Annotated in this window: 20 protein-coding genes; 8 read left to right on the top strand and 12 right to left on the bottom strand. The window is 69.3% G+C overall.

Translation table 11 applies throughout. The annotated features are described in order from the left end of the window. Positions 1-112: 112 nt before the first annotated feature. Together BGP17_RS12215 and BGP17_RS12220 are read left to right on the top strand one after the other, a co-directional pair. Positions 113-1540: a sigma-54-dependent transcriptional regulator gene (locus tag BGP17_RS12215; RefSeq protein ID WP_167300241.1), complete on the top strand. Its 1428-nt coding sequence runs from the start codon at positions 113-115 to the stop codon at positions 1538-1540. A gap of 16 nt (positions 1541-1556) precedes the next feature. Next, entirely contained in the window at positions 1557-2237 is a 681-nt protein-coding gene (locus tag BGP17_RS12220) for a DNA alkylation repair protein (protein ID WP_286712179.1), read from the top strand. Here BGP17_RS12220 and BGP17_RS12225 read toward each other — a convergent pair. Beyond that, the gene (locus BGP17_RS12225; RefSeq protein WP_243857322.1) at positions 2234-2758 is read right to left on the bottom strand and encodes a DUF2306 domain-containing protein; all 525 of its coding nucleotides are present in this window, start codon (positions 2756-2758) and stop codon (positions 2234-2236) included. The genes BGP17_RS12220 and BGP17_RS12225 overlap by 4 nt on opposite strands. A 156-nt stretch (positions 2759-2914) precedes the next feature. On the opposite strand from BGP17_RS12225, the gene BGP17_RS12230 reads away from it, so the two are divergent. After that, on the top strand, positions 2915-3664 hold the full coding sequence (locus BGP17_RS12230) for a LytTR family DNA-binding domain-containing protein (RefSeq protein WP_243857321.1): 750 nt from the start codon (positions 2915-2917) through the stop codon (positions 3662-3664). On the opposite strand, the gene BGP17_RS12235 is transcribed toward BGP17_RS12230, so the two are convergent. From BGP17_RS12235 to glmM, 7 genes are all read right to left on the bottom strand, one after another. After that, positions 3661-4095 (bottom strand): hypothetical protein, encoded by a 435-nt coding sequence (locus tag BGP17_RS12235; protein WP_286712181.1) that lies wholly within the window; start codon positions 4093-4095, stop codon positions 3661-3663. The genes BGP17_RS12230 and BGP17_RS12235 overlap by 4 nt on opposite strands. A gap of 11 nt (positions 4096-4106) precedes the next feature. Beyond that, positions 4107-5195 (bottom strand): dihydropteroate synthase, encoded by a 1089-nt coding sequence (gene folP, locus BGP17_RS12240; protein WP_286712183.1) that lies wholly within the window; start codon positions 5193-5195, stop codon positions 4107-4109. A gap of 300 nt (positions 5196-5495) precedes the next feature. Continuing rightward, complete coding sequence (locus BGP17_RS12245; RefSeq protein ID WP_167300235.1) at positions 5496-6623, bottom strand: site-specific DNA-methyltransferase; 1128 nt, start codon at positions 6621-6623, stop codon at positions 5496-5498. A 310-nt stretch (positions 6624-6933) separates the two neighbouring features. Continuing rightward, complete coding sequence (gene rnhB, locus BGP17_RS12250) at positions 6934-7560, bottom strand: ribonuclease HII (RefSeq protein WP_286712185.1); 627 nt, start codon at positions 7558-7560, stop codon at positions 6934-6936. Then, positions 7553-8710, bottom strand: a complete 1158-nt coding sequence (gene thiD / locus BGP17_RS12255; protein ID WP_286712187.1) for a bifunctional hydroxymethylpyrimidine kinase/phosphomethylpyrimidine kinase — start codon at positions 8708-8710, stop codon at positions 7553-7555. The genes rnhB and thiD overlap by 8 nt, the downstream gene beginning before the upstream one ends. Before the next feature lie 5 nt (positions 8711-8715). Continuing rightward, positions 8716-8940 carry a DUF1272 domain-containing protein gene (locus BGP17_RS12260; protein ID WP_137861968.1) on the bottom strand — a complete coding sequence of 75 codons (225 nt, stop codon included), beginning with the start codon at positions 8938-8940 and terminating at the stop codon, positions 8716-8718. Beyond that, on the bottom strand, positions 8940-10280 hold the full coding sequence (glmM, locus tag BGP17_RS12265; RefSeq protein ID WP_167300232.1) for a phosphoglucosamine mutase: 1341 nt from the start codon (positions 10278-10280) through the stop codon (positions 8940-8942). The genes BGP17_RS12260 and glmM overlap by 1 nt, the downstream gene beginning before the upstream one ends. 71 nt (positions 10281-10351) lie before the next feature. Here glmM and BGP17_RS12270 point away from each other — a divergent pair, with 71 nt between their 5' ends. Beyond that, the gene (locus BGP17_RS12270) at positions 10352-11620 is read left to right on the top strand and encodes a dicarboxylate/amino acid:cation symporter (protein ID WP_167300231.1); all 1269 of its coding nucleotides are present in this window, start codon (positions 10352-10354) and stop codon (positions 11618-11620) included. Positions 11621-11703: 83 nt separating this feature from the next. Here the strand turns inward: BGP17_RS12270 and gorA are convergent, their stop codons facing one another. From gorA to pgi, 4 genes are all read right to left on the bottom strand, one after another. Then, positions 11704-13050, bottom strand: a complete 1347-nt coding sequence (gene gorA, locus BGP17_RS12275) for a glutathione-disulfide reductase (RefSeq protein WP_286712189.1) — start codon at positions 13048-13050, stop codon at positions 11704-11706. Between the two features lie 60 nt (positions 13051-13110). Further along, complete coding sequence (locus tag BGP17_RS12280) at positions 13111-13737, bottom strand: hypothetical protein (protein WP_286712191.1); 627 nt, start codon at positions 13735-13737, stop codon at positions 13111-13113. A gap of 90 nt (positions 13738-13827) precedes the next feature. Beyond that, entirely contained in the window at positions 13828-14133 is a 306-nt protein-coding gene (locus BGP17_RS12285; protein ID WP_286712194.1) for an alkylphosphonate utilization protein, read from the bottom strand. Then, complete coding sequence (gene pgi, locus BGP17_RS12290) at positions 14130-15623, bottom strand: glucose-6-phosphate isomerase (protein ID WP_286712196.1); 1494 nt, start codon at positions 15621-15623, stop codon at positions 14130-14132. Before pgi ends, BGP17_RS12285 begins: the two co-directional genes overlap by 4 nt. Positions 15624-15728: 105 nt before the next feature. Here pgi and lepB point away from each other — a divergent pair, with 105 nt between their 5' ends. The 4 genes from lepB to BGP17_RS12310 are packed head-to-tail and all read left to right on the top strand — an operon-like array spanning position 15729 to position 19155. Further along, the gene (gene lepB / locus BGP17_RS12295; RefSeq protein ID WP_167300226.1) at positions 15729-16583 is read left to right on the top strand and encodes a signal peptidase I; all 855 of its coding nucleotides are present in this window, start codon (positions 15729-15731) and stop codon (positions 16581-16583) included. Positions 16584-16594: 11 nt separating this feature from the next. Beyond that, on the top strand, positions 16595-17251 hold the full coding sequence (rnc, locus tag BGP17_RS12300) for a ribonuclease III (RefSeq protein ID WP_380926321.1): 657 nt from the start codon (positions 16595-16597) through the stop codon (positions 17249-17251). Between the two features lie 39 nt (positions 17252-17290). Next, positions 17291-18199: a GTPase Era gene (gene era, locus BGP17_RS12305; RefSeq protein ID WP_167300225.1), complete on the top strand. Its 909-nt coding sequence runs from the start codon at positions 17291-17293 to the stop codon at positions 18197-18199. Next, a complete protein-coding gene (locus tag BGP17_RS12310) occupies positions 18196-19155 on the top strand; it encodes a nitrilase-related carbon-nitrogen hydrolase (protein ID WP_286712200.1) in 960 nt (319 codons plus the stop codon). Before era ends, BGP17_RS12310 begins: the two co-directional genes overlap by 4 nt. The last annotated feature ends 4 nt before the right edge of the window (positions 19156-19159 follow it).

Below are 19159 nucleotides of genomic sequence, written 5' to 3' on the forward strand. Positions count from 1 at the left end.
CCGCCCCTCCACCCGCTCAACCCTCGTGCCGCTACGTCAGGCTTAAGCCCGCCTTTACCCATCCGTTCTATGAGTGACGCCCTGAAACGGGACATTGGGGACAGAAAGAGCGATGACGCGCAACGGCCAGCGCCTCCTGATGCTGATCGACGACGAGCCGGCACAGCGCCGCCTCGTCGCGGCCATCGCCGCACGCCGCGGCTGGCGCACCATCTTCGCGAGCGAGGCCGAGACGGGCATCGCCACGCTGGGCACCCCCGACGGGATGGCGCTCGACGCGATCCTGCTCGACCATAGTTCGCCCGACGCCGATGCGGCGGGGCTGATCGGCGAGTTGCGCACCCGCCGGCCGCAGCTGCCCATCCTGATGCTCACCGCCAACGGATCGGTGGCCAACGCCGTGAACGCGATGCGCGCCGGCGCGACCGATTTCCTGGTGAAGCCGCTCGCCGCCGAGCGGCTGCTCGCCGCGCTCGAGGCCGCGGTGGGCGGCAAGACCGCGGGCGAGCTGCGCCCGCTCACCGAGAAGCTCTCCGCGCCGCTCGCCTTTGACGAGATCGTGGGCAGCGCTCCCTTGTTCCGCGCCGCGCTGGCGATCGCCGCCAAGGCCGCCCGCGCCCGGGTGCCCGTCCTGATCGAAGGCGAGAGCGGCGTCGGCAAGGAAGTGGTGGCCGAGGCGATCCACGCCGCTTCCCCGCGCAGCAAGAAGGACATGGTCTGCGTCAATTGCGGCGCGATTCCCGCCAACCTGGTGGAAAGCGAGCTGTTCGGGCACGAGAAGGGCGCCTTCACCGGCGCCTTCGAGCGCAAGATCGGCCGCTTCGCCGACGCCGATGGCGGCACGCTGTTCCTCGACGAAGTGGGCGAGATGCCGCTCGACGCGCAAGTGAAGCTGCTGCGCGTGCTGCAGTCGGGCGAGATCCAGCCGATCGGCGCGCGCCACGCCCGCGAAGTCGACGTCCGCGTGATCGCCGCGACCAACAAGACGCTGCAGGCCGAAGTGGAGGCCGGGCGTTTCCGCGAGGACCTTTATTACCGCCTGAACGTCGTCCAGGTGACGATCCCGCCCCTGCGCGAGCGCATCGGCGACATCCCGGCGCTGGCGCGCCACCTGCTCGCGCGCATCGCCGAGCAGCCCGGCCTGCGCCCGCTCGGCATCACCGACGACGCGCTGCAACTGCTGGGCAGCTATGACTGGCCGGGCAATGTCCGCCAGCTCCAGAACGCGCTGTTCCGCGCCGCCGTGCTGTGCGACGGCGACGGGCTGGCCCGCGCCGATTTCCCGCAGATCGCCCAGCTCGCGGCCGGCCGGCCGGCGGCCAATGGCGCGCAGGCGCCGGGCAACGGCCATGCCGGCGTCACCCTGTTCCGCCCCGACGGCAATCTGCGCGCGCTCGACGAGATCGAGGCCGATGTGATCCGCCTCGCCATCGGCCATTATCGCGGCCGGATGACCGAGGTCGCCCGGCGGCTGGGGATCGGTCGCTCGACGCTCTACCGCAAGCTCGGCGAACTGGGGATCGACCAGAGCGCGGCCTGAGCCTAGGCTCGCCGCCATGCTGGCCGAAGCGCTCCGACTGCTCGAACAGGCTGCCGAACCCGGCGTGGCCGACGGGATGCCGCGCTTCGGCATCGCCACGGCGGACCGCGTCATCGGGATCAAGGTCGGCACCGTCCGCGGCGTCGCCAAGACGCTGGGGCGCGACCAGGCGCTTGCCGAGCAGCTATGGGATGCCGGCGTGTATGAAGCGCGGCTGCTCGCCTGCTTCGTCGGCGAGCCCAAGGCGCTGACGGCGGAGGGGATGGACCGCTGGGCCGCGGGGTTCGACAATTGGGCGACCTGCGACACGGCCTGTTTCGGCCTGTTCGACAAGAGCCCGCTCGCCTGGGGCGCCGTCCCTCGCTGGGCGGAGGACGAGCGCGAGTTCGTGCGCCGCGCCGCCTTCGCCCTGCTCGCCGGGCTGGCGCTGCACGCCAAGAAGCTGGGCGACGCCCCCTTCCTCGAAGCGCTGCCGCTGATCGAGGCCCATGCCGGAGACCCGCGCAACTTCGTCAAGAAGGGCGTGAGCTGGGCCTTGCGCGGGATCGGCATGCGCAACCCCGCCCTCCATGCGGCCGCGGGCGAAATGGCCGAGCGGCTTTCCGCCTCGCCCCTGCCCGCCGCGCGCTGGATCGGGCGGGACGCGGCGCGCGACCTGGCGCGCCCGGCGGCCAGGCGGAAGGCCGGGCTCGGCTAGACCGTCAGCCACTGCCAGAGCAGCCGGCCCGGCAGGAAGGCGAACATGCCCGGCAGCAGCAGCGCCAGCACATAGAGCCGCCACATGTTGCGCTTGTGCGCGGCGAATTGCCCGGCACGGGCCTGGCGGACGGCACGGTACAGCGTGAAGAACACGACGGGCACGAACAGGTGCAGCCAGCTGAACTGGCCGTGGTTCAAATAGCGGATGAACAGCGCCGACACCGCCGCGGTGACCATCAGCAGCGCCCAGATCCGGCCAAGCAGCTTGTGCGTCGCATCGCCCTTGCGGGCCAGCAGCACCCAGAGGCCAAGCGGGATCGCCGGCAGCACCGCGACGAGATGGACGAGGATGGCGACCTGCCGGATCTCATAGGTCGCCGGCGTCAGGCCGAGCAGCACCCGAGCCACGGCAAGCCCGGTAGCTCCCGCCAAAGTGCCCGCCGCGACGAACATGACTCCCTTGGCGATCCGCGACAGATCGATCCCCCCTGCTTCCCGAACGATTGCATTGCTGGCCATTGCCTGCCTCCCGACACTATTGGCACGAGCAGGATCGCAGCTGGCGGTGCACCCGCAATCGCGGCTACGTGGACCGGCAAGGCGCTTCGCCGGCCGGCAGCGGCGCGGAGGGCGCCGCCATTTGGCGAAGCGCGAACGGGACGAGGAAGACAGGCTTTGGGCGGCACGCGGCGGATTCTGATCGACTGCGCGATCATCCTGGGCGTCGGGCTGGTGCTGGCGCTGGTCGGGCCGTTCGGCAGCTTCGCGGCTCCGTTCGGCCTCAGGCTGCTCTATTGGCTGGCGATGAGCTATGCGGGATATTTCCTCTATTTCCCGGCGATGCGCGCCATGGGTGCGCTGGCCCCGCGGCTCGACCTGCCCGAGCCGGCGCTCTGGGCGGCAGCCTGCCTGATCGTCTCGCTGCCGATGAGCGCCGTGGTGTGGATCGCCAATTTCGTCTGGCATCCCCCGCGCTGGCCGAGCCTCGAACAGGCACTCGCCCATTATTTCAACGTGCTCCTCCTCGGCGCCCTGGTCTGCGCCCTCTTCTGGTTCGCGCGGCAGCGGCATCTCGCCAGGCCCGAACCGGCCGCGGAGCCGGGAGCGCCCGGCCCGCCCCGGCTGGTCGAGCGCCTCCCGCCCCATCTCCGCGCGCTCCCGATCGCGCTGGAGATGGAAGACCATTATGTCCGCGTCCACACCCCCCATGGCTCCGCCCTCCTCCTGATGCGCATGCGCGATGCGGTGGCCGAGCTCGACGGCACGCCCGGCGCTCTGGTCCATCGCAGCTGGTGGGTGGCGCGCGGCGCCGTGCAGGGCGTGCGGCGCGAGGGGCGCAACATCCGCCTCCAGCTCGCCGGCGGGATCGAGGCGCCGGTCGCCCGCACCCAGGCACCGGCGCTCGAGGAACAGGGCTGGTTCTAGCGGACCGCCACCAGCTTCGCCTTCGACAGATGCCAGCGCCTGTCGGCAGGATTGTCGCTCACCCCCGCGGCCACGCGGTGGAGCGTGTAGCTGCCGCGGAAATGCTGGCGCCTGCCGTTCTTGAGCGTGGCACGGACATCGACCGGCACCTCGATCCAGCGCTGGCTCATCCCGGCATCGGCATTGCGCGGCGTGCCCGTCGCCACCCTGCTGTGCGCCGTCGCGGCAAAGCCCTGGCGGAAGTCGGCATAGCTCTTGCCGCTCGCCTTGCCGCCATCGTCCCAGGCCGCATAGGCGGCACGGAAATCGCCGCGCTCGATCGCGGCATAGTAGTTCTCGACCGTCCGGCGCGCGGCGGCGGGGGAGCCGGCATCCTGGGCGAGCGCCGCCGAGGGAGCGGCAATCAGAGCGAGAGCAAGGGCAAGACGCATGGGCTGTTCTCCTAGCGCGCGATCAGCGCCGCATCGCGCAGGCCGCGCCAGACGCGTAACGCCTGAACCGTCTCGAATACATCATGAACGCGGATCAGCTGGACCCCGGCATCGGCTCCCTTCAGCGCGAGCGCCAGGCTGCCGCCCAGGCGCAGGTCCGCCGGCGCCTCGTTCGAAAGCGCCCCGATCATCCGCTTGCGGCTGGCGCCGAGCACCAGGCCGCAGCCGATCCCATGGAAGAGCGCCAGCCCGTTCAGCAGCGCGAGATTGTCCTGAAGCGACTTGCCGAAGCCGATGCCGGGATCGACCAGAATCCTCGCGCGATCGACGCCGGCGGCGGCGACGTCCTCGACCCGCTTCTCCAGCCAGTCGTACACGTCGAGCAGCACGTCGCCATAGCCCTCGCCGCCATGCGGGCCCTTTTGCGGTTCGGGCGAGTGCATCAGCACCACCGGACATCCGGCCGCTACCACCACTTCGAGCGCGCCGGGATCATGGAGCAGCGCCGCGACATCGTTGACGAGATGCGCCCCCGCCTGGAGCGCGGCAGCCATCACCGCGGCCCGGCGCGTGTCGACCGAAATCGCCGCGCCGCCGCGCGCGAGCCGGCGGATCACCGGAACGACACGCTCGATTTCCTCGCCTTCCCATATTTCCGCCGCGCCGGGCCGAGTCGATTCGCCGCCAATGTCGAGGATCGCCGCGCCGGCCGCCGCCATGTCGACGCCTGCGCTGGCGGCGGCATCGGCGTCCTGCATGTGCGTGCCGGCGTCCGAAAAGCTGTCCGGCGTGCGGTTGAGGATCGCCATCACCTGGGGCTGATCGAGCCGGACGATGCGCGGACCGAGCGCGAGCGGCGCGCGCGGGGCGGCGATGCGCTCGAGGATCGCGACGATGCGCGGGTCCTCGGGCAGGTCGGCGATCGCGACGGTGCGCTGGAGCACGCGCTTGCCCTTCTCCCGCGCGATCAGCTCGACGGCCGAGCACCAGCTGAGGCCGCCCGCCAGGCGGACGAGCTCGCCGTCGCGGTCCACCGGCGAATCGGCGAGCTGGACGGGGCGGAGATAGAGCTTCGCCGAAGCGGGCAGATCGAGGGTCATGCGGCGCGGAAAGTCGCTGACGTCGCGGCATCTACGCGCGGGCGCACGGCGCGGTGGTCGACGGGAGGGGGCGGGAGACGGCTGGCCATATGGCAACCGTCCCAGACGCAATCCTGCATTGGAAGCGGAAAGTGCAGGAAGCGAGGCTTTGCGCGCCCTTCTGCTCCCCGGCCAAGGCCGGGGCCGAGTTTCGGCGCACTCGGTTAGGCGGGAAGCCCCCTCGAACGACATTGCAACTGGGCCCCGGCCTTGGCCGGGGAACAGCTTCGGGAATCGTCGATCGCCATTTGCGCGGGAGAATTACGGCTGGGTCGCCAGCAGATAGGTCTGCCGCAGCGCATCGATCGGCCTGAGGCCGTCGGCGGCTTCATAGTTCCAGAAGGTCCAGCCATTGCACGACGGCGCGTTCTGCAGCGTCGCGCCCAGCTTGTGGATCGAACCGCTCTGGCCGTCGCAGCGCAGCGAGCCGTCCGCGCCGACCACTGCGCGCCAGCGGCGCTTGCCGTCGGTGAGCACGGTGCCGGGCGCGAGATAGCCGTTCTCGACCAGCTGGCCAAAGGCGACGCGCGGCTGGCTCTTGGGTGCCTGCATCGTCTTCAGCGCCGATTCGTCGAGCGGCAGCGCCGCCTCGATGCGCTCCTGCGCCGCCTCGACATAGGCGCTCTCGCGCTCGATGCCGATCCAGCGCCGGCCAAGCCGCTTGGCGACCGCGCCGGTGGTGCCGGTGCCGAAAAAGGGATCGAGCACGACGTCGCCCGGCTTGGTGCTGGCGAGCATGATCCGGTAGAGCAGGGCTTCGGGCTTCTGCGTCGGGTGGACCTTGGTGCCGCCCCGCTTCAGCCGCTCCTGGCCGCCGCAGATCGGGAATTCCCAATCCGAGCGCATCTGGATCTCGTCGTTGAGCGTCTTCATCGAGCGATAGTTGAAGGTGTATTTCGCCTTCTCGCCGGTCGACGCCCAGATCAGCGTCTCGTGCGCGTTGGTGAAGCGCGTGCCCTTGAAATTGGGCATCGGGTTGGCCTTGCGCCAGATGATGTCGTTGAGGATCCAGAAGCCCAGGTCCTGGATCGCCGAGCCCACCTTGAAGATGTTGTGATAGCTGCCGATCACCCAGATCGTGCCGTCGTCCTTCAGGATGCGGCGCGCCTCGGCCAGCCATTCGCGGGTGAACGCGTCATAGGCGGCGAGACTGTCGAACTTGTCCCATGCATCGGTGACGGCGTCGACATGGCTGCCGTCGGGCCGGTTGAGGTCGCCGCCGAGCTGGAGGTTGTAGGGCGGATCGGCGAAGATGCAGTCGATCGACTTGGCCGGCAGCGCGCGCATGGCCTCGATGCAGTCCTGCTGCAGGATCGTGTCATAGGGCAATACGTCGACCCAGCTACGCGCCGTCGCCGGCTTGAGCCTGCCCTTTTCGAGAACCCCCATTAACCTCTTTCCCTTTGTTGGAGAGGCGGTTTCTGTCGCGGAACGATCCTACGTCAAGCACAGATTGGTTAACGAAAAACCCTGCGATTCCGTTAACTTGTGGAACGGTTCGGAAACTTATCCACATGCTGAGTCGCGAAGTTATCCACAGCCACTAGATATGGGGTGTGGCGAAAAAGACTCAATCCGCCGCCGCCCGGCGCTTTTCGTCGCCATCCCCGCACAGGCGGGGATCCCGGATAACTTCGCGTGCCGCTTCGGGCTCTGGATCCCGCCTGTGCGGGGGTGACGGAGAATCATGTGGCGACGGCTATTCCGCCCCCCGGGTCCCGAAGTCGAAATGCGCCTGCGCCACCGGGGCGAAGCTCCTGCGGTGGTGCGGCGTGGGGCCGAGCGACCGCAGCGCCTCCTGATGGACCTTCGCCGCATAGCCCTTGTTGCTCGCCCAGCCATAGCCGGGGTGGAGCGCGTCCAGCGCGATCATCATCGTGTCGCGCCGGTGCTTGGCGACGATCGAGGCGGCGGCGATCGACAGGCAGAGCGCGTCGCCGCCGACCACGGCATGGCTCCGGTGGCTCCAGTCCGGACAGCGATTGCCGTCGACCAGCACGAAGGCGGGGGCCGGCCCGAGCGCCTCGACCGCCCGCGTCATCGCCAGCATCGTTGCCCAGAAGATGTTGAGGCTGTCGATCTCCTCGACCGAGGCGATGCCGACGCCGACCCGGGCACAGGCGAGGATCTCGGCGCAGAGCCGCTCGCGCCGGGCCGGGGTGAGCGCCTTGGAATCGTCGATGCCCTCGGGAATGCACTGTGCGTCGAGCACCACGGCGGCGGCGACCACCGGGCCGGCGAGCGGGCCGCGCCCGGCCTCGTCGACGCCCGCCACCGGGCCATTGTGCAGCTTTCCGTATTTCCGCTCGAACTTCAGGTCAGGCATCGCCGACCCGCCATGGCGGATAGCGGCGCATCTCGCCAGCCTGGTAGAGGCGCACCGAATTGCCCGCCGGATCGCGCAGCCGCGCCTCGCGCCAGCCCCAGGTCTCGTCCCTGGGCTCCTGCTCGAAGGCGATGCCCTGTTGCTGGAGATAGGCGACGGTGACGTCGAGGTCGCCGCATTCGAAATAGACGACCGGCGCGGTGTATCCCGGATCGGTGGCGATGCTGAACGTGGCGCCGCCCTCGGTCTCGAACCGGGCATAGCGGGGGCTGGCGCGGACGACCTGGGTGAGGCCGAGCAACCGGTAGAAGCGTTCGCTGGCGGCAAGATCGGTGGCGGGGACGGTCACCTGGTTGAGCATCGGCTCGAAGAAGCTCAGATTGAGGTCGAGCCGCACCGCCTGATGCCCCATCGGGCCATGGCCGCGGCCCAGCCCCGGCGCCTCGCGCATCGCGATGCGCACGAAGCGGCGGGCGCGGCGAACGGCCTCGGGCAGGTCCCATTCCTCGGCCAGCCCGCAGGCGATGGCGGTGGAAAGCGTGCAGCCCGTGCCATGGGTGTTGTCGGTCTCGATGCGCGGATTGCTCCACTCGATCTCGGGCGGATCCTCGGGATCGGCGGAATAGAGCCGGTCGGTGATGATCGGGCCTTCGACATGGCCGCCCTTGACCAGCACCGCGCAGCGATGCGCCGCGACCAGCGCGCGGGCGTCGCCGCCCAATGCCGCCAGTTCGGGGATGTTGGGCGTGACGACGCTGGCGCGGTCCATCAGCCGCTCGAACGCGGCGATGGTCGCATCGTCGGCGAGCGTGGCGCCGCTGGTCGCGACCATGACGGGATCGAACACCACCGGCACGCCGGGCAGTTCGCCGAGCTTCTCGGCCAGCGCCAGCGCGGTGCGGGCCGAGCCGATCATGCCGATCTTGATCGCGTCGACGCCGATATCGGTGACGCAGGCGTCGATCTGGGCGAGCACCATCTCGGTGGGCACCGCATGGACGCCGGTGACGCCCAGGGTGTTCTGCGCGGTGATCGCGGTGATCGCGGTCATCGCATGGCCGCCGAGCATGGTGGCGGTCTTGATGTCGGCCTGGATGCCGGCGCCGCCGCCGGAGTCCGATCCGGCGATGATCAGGATGCGAGGCGTCATAGACATCAGCCCTTGAACCGGCGCTCCGTGCTGGCCGGGTTGTTCGCCAGTGCCTTACCCACGCGCGCCGGCCGGTCCAACAGCTCGCCGCCGCAATTGGGGCAGCGTTCGTCGAGCGCGTCGGCGCAGGCGGCGCAGAAGGTGCATTCGAACGAGCAGATGAAGGCGCCGCCCTCGTCGGCGGGCAGGTCGGCGCCGCAGCGCTCGCAGTCGGGGCGCATCTCAAGCATCAGGCGGCCGCCGCGCGCACGACATCGCAGATGCGGTCGACCACCGCCTCTACCTGCGCCTTGTCGTCGCCCTCTGCCATTACCCGGATCACCGGCTCGGTGCCCGAGGCGCGGATGACGAGGCGGCCCTTGCCGTCGAGCTCCGTCTCGGCCGCGGCGATCGCATCCTGCACGCGCGGATCCTCCAGCGGCTTGCCGCCCTTGAAGCGGACGTTCTTGAGCAGCTGGGGCAAGGGATCGAAGCGGTGGAGCACTTCGCTGGCGGGCGCGCCGGCGCGGACCAGCTCGGCGAGCACCTGGAGCGACGCGACCAGGCCGTCGCCGGTGGTCGCATAGTCGGACAGGATGATGTGGCCCGACTGCTCGCCGCCGACATTGTAGCCGGAGCCGCGCATCTTCTCGAGCACATAGCGGTCGCCCACCTTGGTGCGGATCAGGCCGAGGCCCTGCGCCGAGAGATGACGCTCGAGCCCGAGGTTCGACATGACGGTGGCGACCAGGCCGCCGCCCGCGAGCCGGCCCTGGCGCGCCCAGCCGCCGGCGATCGTCGCCATCAACTGGTCGCCATCGACCACCTTGCCATGCTCGTCGACCACGATCAGCCGGTCGGCGTCGCCGTCGAGCGCGATGCCGATATGCGCGCCCGAACCGACCACCGTCTCGCACAGCGTGTCGGGCGCGGTGGAGCCGACGCCGTCGTTGATGTTCTTGCCGTTGGGGGTGACGCCGATCGCGATCACGTCGGCCCCCAGCTCCCACAGCGCCGAGGGCGCGACCTGATAGGCGGCGCCATTGGCGCAGTCGACGACGATCCTGAGTCCGTCGAGCGTGAGATCGGAGGGGAAGGTCGACTTGGCGAAATGGATGTAGCGGCCGCGCGCATCCTCGACCCGGCGGGCCCGGCCGATATCGGCCGAGGCGGCGAGCGCCACCTCGCCGTCGATCAGCGCCTCGATCGCCAGCTCGTCCGCGTCGGACAGCTTGTAGCCATCCGGGCCGAACAGCTTGATCCCGTTGTCGGCATAGGGATTGTGGCTGGCCGAGATCATCACGCCCATGTCGGCGCGCATCGAATGGGTGAGCATCGCCACCGCGGGCGTGGGCATCGGCCCGACCAGCACCACGTCCATGCCCACCGAAGTGAAGCCCGCGACCAGCGCGTTCTCGAGCATATAGCCCGAAAGCCGCGTGTCCTTGCCGATCACCACCCGGTGCCGGTGATCGCCGCGCCGGAAATGCGCGCCGGCCGCCATGCCGACCTTCATCGCCATCGCCGCCGTCATCGGCGACAGGTTCGTCGCGCCCCGGATTCCGTCGGTACCGAAATATTTTCTTGCCATGTGCCGTTTTCTCGCGACCTTGCGGGTCCTCAACCGCCACCGGATAGCGCGGAATTTCTCAAAGGGCGAGCATGTCGCAACCAACCCGTATCCTGTTGTCCCTGATCGCGGGACTGATCCTCGGCGCCGTGCTCGCCGCCTGGGCGCCCGCCGCGGCGCTGACCGCGGCCGAATTCGCGCAGCCGATCGGCCAGGCCTGGCTCAACGGCCTGCAGATGACGATCGTGCCGCTGGTCGTCGCGCTGCTGATCACCGGCGTCGCCGCCACCGCCGAGGCCGCCCAGGCCGGCCGCCTGGCGGGCCGCGCGATCGCGCTCTACGTCGTCGTGCTGTTCCTCTCGGCCACGGCCGCGGCGATCCTCACGCCGCTGTTCCTCCACATCGCGCCGCTGCCGCACGAATCGGCCGAGGCGCTGCGCGGCGCGCTGGCCGGCGCCGAGAAGATCGGGCCGGTCCCGCCGATCGGCGAGTTCCTGGCCGCGATCGTCCCCGCCAACATCGTCAAGGCCGCGGCCGAGAACGCCTTCCTGTCGCTGATCATCTTCTCGCTGATCTTCGCCTTCGCGATGACGCGGGTGGGCGGCGAGGCCCAGGCGCTGCTGACCAACTTCTTCAAGGCGCTGCGCGACGTGATGCTGGTGGTGATCGACTGGGTGCTGTGGGTGGGGCCGCTCGGCGTGTTCGCCCTCGCCCTCGTCGTCGGCGCCAAGGCCGGCACCGGCGCGTTCGGCGCGCTGATCCATTATATCCTCACCGTCGCCGGCGTCGGCCTGGCGGTGACGATCTTCGCCTATCCCGTGGCGGTGTTCGGCGGGCGCGTGAAGCTCGGCCGCTATGTCCGCGCCGCCCTGCCGAGCCAGGCGGTGGCGCTCAGCACGCAATCCTCGCTCGCCACCCTGCCGGTGATGATCGAGGGCTCGGGCAAGCTCGGCGTGCCGGTGGCGGTGTCGGGCGTGACGCTGCCGCTGGCGGTGGCGATCTTCCGCGCGACCGGGCCGGCGATGAATTTCGCCGTCGCCATCTATGTCGCCGAATGGTTCGGCGTGCCGCTGAGCCCGGCGACGCTGGCGGTGGGCGTGGTGGTCGCGACGCTGACTTCGCTCGGTTCGGTGAGCCTGCCCGGCACGGTGAGCTATGTCAGCGCCATCGCCCCCGTCGCGGCGACGATCGGCGCGCCGGTGAGCCCGCTCGGCCTGCTCGTCGCGGTCGAGACCATCCCCGACATCATGCGCACCGTCGGCAACGTCACCTGGGACATCGCCGCGACCAGCTGGCTGTCGCGCCGCGCCGGCAAGGTGCCGCTGGACGAGGCCGACGCGATACTCGCCCACGATACGTGAACGGGCGGACCGCGGGACTCCGGCTGGCCCGGCTCGCGGCGGGGCGGTTCGCCAGGCCTATGGGCAGGGACTCGCCCGGCCGCTCACTTCATCAGCACCAGCTCTTCCGACATGGTCGGGTGCAGCGCCACGGTCTGGTCGAACGCGTCCTTGGTCAGCCCCGCCTTCACCGCCACCGCCGCGGCCTGGAGGATCTCCGGCGCGTCCGGACCGATCATGTGAAGGCCGACCACGCGGCCGGTCGTGCCGTCGCAGATCATCTTGTAGAGCGCGCGCTCGTTGCGATCGGCGAGCACATTCTTCATCGCGCGGAAATCGGACTGGTAGACCGCGATCGAGCCCAGCTTGTTGCGCGCCTCGCTCTCGGTCATGCCGACGCCGGCCATCGGCGGGTGGCTGAACACCGCGCTGGGGATGCAGCCATAATCCACCCGGTGCGGCTTGTTGCCGAAGATCGTGTCGGCGAACGCCTGGCCCTCGCGGATCGCGACCGGCGTGAGCTGCACCCGGTTGGTCACGTCGCCCACCGCATAGATCGAATCGACCGACGACTTGTTGTCCGCATCGACCTTCACCGCGCCCTTGTCGTCGAGCTCGACGCCGATCTCCGCCAGCCCCAGCCCCTCGGTATTGGGCACGCGGCCGGTGGCGAAGAGCACGCAATCGACTTCGATGGCTTCGTGCCTGGTCAGCGTCACCTTGAAGGCGCCGCTCTCCAGCTTCTCGATCGACTTGAACTCGGCATGGAAGCGGAAATCGATGCCCTTCATCAGCGAGATCTGGAGCAGCCGGTCGCGCATCGAATGGTCATAGCCGCGCAGGATCACGTCGGTGCGGTTGACCAGCGTGACATGGCTGCCGAACTCGTTGAAGATGCCGGCGAACTCGTTGGCGATATAGCCGCCGCCCGCGATCAGCACCCGCTTGGGCAGCTTGTCCAGGTGGAACACTTCGTTCGACGTGATGCCGAGGTCGCTGCCGGGGAAATCGGGCACGTGCGGATGCGCGCCCGTGGCGATCAGGATGTACTTGGCGGTGATCTTGCGGCCGCTCGCCAGCGTCACTTCGTGCGGGCCGGTGACGGTGGCACGCTCGAGAAAGGTCTCGACCTGGTTGTTGTGCAGCGTCTGGGTGTAGAGGCCGTTGAGCCGGTCGACGTCCGCCAGGACATTGTCGCGCAGCACCGCCCAGTCGAAATCGCATTCGGGCACGTTCCAGCCGAAGCGGCGCGCGTCCTTCAGGTCCTCGGCGAAATGCGCGCCATAGACGAGCAGCTTCTTGGGCACGCAGCCGCGGATCACGCAGGTGCCGCCGATGCGATATTCCTCGGCCACCGCGACCCTGGCGCCATGGGCGGCCGATACGCGCGAGGCGCGGACGCCACCGGAGCCGGCACCGATGACGAAGAGGTCATAGTCATATTCGGCCACCGGCAATCCTCCGCTCGTTTCGAGGCCGGGAGATAGGGCGCATGCGGCCCGATGCCAATGTCAGCCCCGGCGCAGGTCGATCCGGCGCGAGAGGAAATGGAGGACCCAGCCGATCCCCACCGCCGCCAGCGCGGCCGGGATCACGGCCGCCGGGACGTCCTGCGGCTCGACGAAATGCTGCGCGCCGATGCCGAGCGCGACGAGGCCCCAGACCCAGACATGGAGTGCGACCCGCCACGGATTGCGGCGGCGGAAGCGCGCGGCCAGCTCGCGCGGGATCGGCACCCGCCCCGCCAGCTCGCCGCGGATGCGCTCCCGCAGGCGGCGCAGGTCGCGGCGGAAGCGATAGAGCTGCCAGATCGGCCAGCCGTGCAGCACCGCGCCGCCGGCCGCGCCGCCGATCACCATGGTGGGGCCGATCGGCAGATGCGCGGCCATCGCGATGAGGAAGAGCCCGACGAAGAACAGGCCGAACAGCCAGCCATGGACCTGGCCGGCGACATGGTCTTGCTCGACATGGCGATCGATCCGCGCGAACGCCTCGGCCTGCCAGCCCGGGATCGCCGCGGCCGGGGCGGGAAGCAGGTCCCCCGTCCCGGGATCGAAGAGCGGCCCCAGCGGACTCGCCGGAAACCAGCGCTCGATCGCCGCCCGCTCGCTCTCCCGCACGCTTCGCCTGTGATCCATCGGCCGCCCCCTTGCCGTGAGAGCAGCGAGTCTAGCGGAGGAGAGTAAACGGGGGCTTTCGCTCCACCGTCGAACCGTCGGCCGGGGCCCTTAGCGCTTGCGCACGAACTCGGCGCGCAACACCAGGCCCTTGATGCCGTCGAACTTGCAGTCGATCTCCTGGCTGTCGCCGGTGAGGCGGATCGACTTGATCAGCGTGCCGCGCTTCAGCGTCTGCCCGGCGCCCTTGACGGTCAGGTCCTTGATCAGCGTCACCTGGTCGCCGTCCTGGAGCAGGTTGCCGACCGAATCGCGCACCTCGACCGCATCCGCCGCGCCCATTTTCGCGGCGGCCTCGGCGGCGGGGATCCACTCCCCGCTCGCCTCGTCATAGACATAATCGTCGTCGCCGCTCATCCGAATGCCCGCGCGATGAGGTCGCTGGTCGAGGCGTCGAAGTCCTGGCCGCCGGCTCCCGCCGCCTTCGCCATTTCCTTGCCGAGCTCGACGCCGAACTGGTCGAACGGATTGATGCCGAGCAGCACCGCGTTCACGAAGGTGCGCTGCTCGTAGAACGCCAGGATGGCCCCGAGCGTGCGCGGATCGACGCGGTCGAGCAGCAGCGTGGCCGAGGGCCGGTCGCCCGGATAGGCGCGCGCCGGATCGTCGTTCGCGCGGCCGGCCATCAGCGCGGCGCCCTGGGCGAACATGTTGAGCAGCAGCTGGCGATGATGCTCCTCGGCCAACCCGTCGCCCGGTTCGATCGAACCGACGAATTCCAGCGGCACCAGGCGGGTGCCCTGATGGAGCAGCTGGAACACCGCATGCTGGGCATCGGTGCCGACGCCGCCCCAGGTGATCGGCGCGGTCGGCCAGGAAACCGGCTGTCCCTCGGCAGTGACGCGCTTGCCGTTCGATTCCATCTCGAGCTGCTGGAGATAGCTGGGCAGCAGGCGGAGCCGCTCGTCATAGGCGAAAGTGGCGCGCGTCTCGCAGCCGCGGACCTGCGTGTAGTAAAGGTCGGCGAATGCGGCGAGCACCGGCGCGTTCGCCTCGAACGGGGCGAGGCGGAAATGGCGGTCCATCTCGGCGGCGCCTTCGAGCAGTTCCTCGAACGCGTCCCAGCCCAGCGCCAGCGCGGCGGGGAAGCCGATCGACGACCAGAGCGAATAGCGCCCGCCCACCGATTCGGCGAAGGGCAGCACGCGCGTCTCGTCGATGCCGAACGCGATTGCCTTTTCCGGCGCGGCGGTGAGCGCGACGAGCTTGCCATAGGGATCGGCGACGCCGCCCTGCATCAGCCACGAGATCGCACTCTCGGCATTGAGCATCGTCTCGGTGGTGGTGAAGGTCTTCGAAGCGATGGCGATCAGGGTGGTCTGCGGATCGAAGCGGTCGAGCGCGCTTTCCAGCGCGACGCCGTCGACGTTGGAGACCACGGCGACTTCGTAGCGGCCGGCATCGCGGCCCAGCGCGTCGACGATCAGGTCCGGGCCCAGGGCCGAGCCGCCGATGCCGATATGGAGGATGCTGCGCACGGGCCCGAACGCCTCGGCCTCGATCGCGTCGATCAGCGCGCGCATGCGGGCATGATAGGCCTGGGCGCGGGCGACGCTGTCGGGCGAGCCCTCGCCGCGCTCGGCAGTGTGCTCGGCGGCGCGGCCTTCGGTGACGTTGATCTTCTCGCCGGCGAACAGCGCGTCGCGCTTGGCGACCAGGCCCATCTCCGCCGCGATCCGGGTGAAGGCGGCGATCAGATCGGGGGTCAGGTGCGTCTTCGACCAGTCGAAACGAATGCCCGCGACATCGGCGGAGAGCGTGGCGACCCGGCGCGAATCGCGTGCGAACAGTTCGGCGAGCGTCGGGACTTCGAGCGACTTGACGGCGGACCAGTCGGGCAATGCCATGTTCATCTCCTTTGCGGCAATCGAGCCCCTATCGTCCCGGGATCGCCGCCGCCACTCCATTCATCGGCTTGACCTCACCGCCCGCCCCAAGCAGAGCAGGTACCCATGGAAAACACGCCCGCCGATTCCCTGAACGAGAAGCCCGCCGCTGCGGCCGCGGCTGTGGAGGAAAAGCCCAAGAACGAGTGGAAGGACCTCGGCGTCTTCCTCGTCAAGCTGGCGCTGATCGTCTTCGTGGTGCGAAGCTTCATCTTCTCGCCCTTCTCGATCCCCTCCGAATCGATGATGCCGCGGCTGCTGATCGGCGACTATCTGTTCATCACCAAATGGAACTACGGCTATTCCAAGCACTCGCTGCCCTGGAGCCTGCCGCTGATCCCGGGCCGCATCTTCCCCGGCACGCCGGCACGCGGCGACGTGGTGGTGTTCAAGGCGCCGGGCCATGACGGCGAGGACTGGATCAAGCGCGTGATCGGCCTGCCGGGCGACAGCGTCCAGGTGGTGAACGGCCAGGTGGTGCTGAACGGCAAGGCGATCCCCAAGCAGAAGGTCGCCGATCTGGAACTGCCGATCACGCCGAACTTCACCAATTGCCCCGCCCTGTTCCAGGGCATCAGCGGCAAGGGCGATCCGGTGTGCAAGCTGCCGCGCTTCCGCGAGACGCTGCCGGGCGGCAAGACCTATGACGTGCTCGACCAGGGGCTGACGCCGCAGGACAATACCGAGGTGTTCCACGTGCCGGCCGGCCATGTCTTCCTGATGGGCGACAATCGCGACAATTCGACCGACAGCCGCTTCGCCCAGCCGCCCGAGGGCCAGGGCATCGCCTATGTCCCGCTGGAGAATCTCGAGGGCAAGGCGGTGCTGAGCTTCTGGTCGACCGACGGCAGCGCCAACTGGTTCCTGCCCTGGACCTGGTTCACCGCGGCACGCTGGGGCCGGATCGGGGAAGGCTTTTGAGCGCTCCCGATCTGGGGGAGTGGATCGTCAGGACCTTCGGCCAGCGCCCATCCGACCTGGCCCGGTATCAGCGCGCGCTGACGCATGGCAGCCAGGCGGCCGAGAATTACGAGCGGCTGGAGTTCCTGGGTGACCGGGTGCTCGGCCTCGCCATCGCCGAATGGCTGTACGAGCGCTTCCCCGGCGAGCCCGAGGGCGCGCTCTCCCGCCGCCTCAATGCGCTGGTGACCGGGCCGATGTGCGCGAATGTGGCACGCGAAGTCGGCGTGCCGCCGCTGCTGCGCCTCGGCAAGCAGGCGCGGGGCGACGGCGCGGCGGACAGCGACAACGTCCTGGGCGACGCGATGGAGGCGCTGATCGGCGCGCTCTATCTCGAGTTCGGCTTCGCGCCGGCGCGCGATTTCGTCCGCAAGGCCTGGGCGAAGCATATCGACGCGCATGCCAGCGCGCCCCGACACCCCAAATCGGCGCTGCAGGAATGGGCCGCCGCGAACAATCGCCGCCCGCCCGAATATGTGGTGACCGACCGTTCGGGCCCCAACCATGCGCCGCGCTTCACCGTGAAGGTGTCGATCGGCAGCTTCGCCGAGGCCGAGGCGCCGGGCACCAGCAAGCAGGACGCCGAGACCGCGGCCGCGGCGGCTTTGCTGGCGAAGCTCAAGGCTTGATCCCCGCTCCCGCTTGCGGGCGCGCGAATTGGAAATGAGATGACCGATACCACCGAAACCCAGCGCTGCGGCCTGATCGCCATCGTCGGTGCCCCCAATGCCGGCAAGTCCACGCTGGTCAACGCGCTGGTCGGCCAGAAGGTCGCCATCGTCAGCCCCAAGGCGCAGACGACGCGCACCCGGGTGATGGGCATCGCGATCGACGGCGATGCGCAGCTGATCCTGGTCGACACGCCGGGCATCTTCACCCCCGAGCGCCGGCTGGACCGCGCGATGGTCGCCGCCGCCTGGGAAGGGGCCGAGGGCGCGGACCTGGTCGCCCTGGTGGTCGACGGCAAGGGGGGGATCGGCCCCAAGGTGCAAACCGTGATCGAGAGCCTGAAGGGCCGGCGCGAGCGCAAGATCCTGATCCTCAACAAGGTCGACGTCGCCGACAAGCCGCGGCTGCTCGGCCATGCGGCCAAGCTCAACGAGCTGCTGCCGTTCGACGAGACCTGGTTCGTCTCGGCCCAGACCGGCGACGGCGTGGCCGAGCTGAAGGCCGCGCTCGCCGGCGCGATGCCCGAAGGGCCGTGGCACTTCCCCGAGGACCAGGTGAGCGACGCGACCGATCGCATGCTCGCCGCCGAAGTGACGCGCGAGCAGCTCTATCTCCAGCTCCACAAGGAACTGCCCTATTCGAGCGCGATCGAGACCGAGCAGTACAAGGAGCGCGAGGACGGGTCGGTCGAAATCCACCAGCAGATCCTGGTCGAGCGCGAGACCCAGCGCGCGATCGTGCTCGGCAAGGGCGGCGCCCGCATCAAGGAAATCGGCGCCCGCGCCCGCGCCGAACTGTCCCGTCTCATGGGCGTAAAGGTCCATCTCTATCTTCACGTCAAAGTAAGGCCCGAATGGCAGGAAGACCGTTCGCTTTACCGTGAGATAGGGTTGGACTGGGTCGAGTGACGCACAAGCTCAAGGTTGCCATCGTACAGGATTCGCCGGTTCCCCTCGCGATTGCGCCGGGGCTGGACAAGGCCGTCGCCAAGGCGCGCGAAGCGATCGAGAAGGGCGCGCGCGTGGTCGCGTTCGGCGAAGGCTTCCTCGGTGGCTATCCTGCCTGGCTGGAGCATGTCGCCCCGGCCCGGCTATGGGACCATCCGGGCACGCGCGAGCTGCACGCGCTGCTGCTCGACCAGGCGCTTAGCGGCGAGGATCCGCGCTTCCAGCCGCTGCAATGGACGGTGGACATCGCCGATGTCGCCGTCTCGGTCGGCGGCTATGAGCGGGTACGCCAGAGCCTCTACGCGACGCAGTTCCTGTTCCGGCCCAAGGCGCCGGTGCTGCGCCACCGCAAGCTGATCCTTTCGCCCGCCGAGAAGCTGATGCTGGGCCAGGGCGACGGATCGACGCTCGGGCTGCATACCGCGCCCTGGGGCAGGATCGGCCAGCTCGCCTCGACCGAGCATTGGATGCCGCTCGCGCGCGCGGCGATGCATCACGAAGGCGAGACGGTGCACGTCGCCGCCTGGCCTTCGCTCACCGACATCGCGATGCTCGCCTCGGCGCATTATGCCTATGAAGGGCGCGCCTTCGTGCTCGCGGCGGGGACGGTGCAGCACAAGCAGGAACTGATCGCCGGCTATGAGAAGGCCGGCGGCGACGGCTCGGCGCGCAAGCTGCTCGACCGGCTGCCCGAGGGCCAGGTCCAGCACGGCCATAGCGCAATCCTGGCGCCGGACGGCGCAGTGATCGCCCAGGCCGGCGCCGCCCCCGAGATGCTGATGGCGGAGATCGATCTCGACGAAGTCGATCGCGGCCTCGCCACGATGGACGTGGACGGCGCCCAGGCGCGGCACGACGTGTTCGAGCTCTCGGTCGATCGGCGCGCGCGGGCGGGGATCGTCGAGAAGGCGGCCTGAGGCC

Origin of the sequence: Sphingomonas sp. 67-41 (genome assembly GCF_001899725.1) — a bacterium.
Taxonomy (GTDB): Bacteria; Pseudomonadota; Alphaproteobacteria; order Sphingomonadales; family Sphingomonadaceae; genus Sphingomonas; species Sphingomonas leidyi.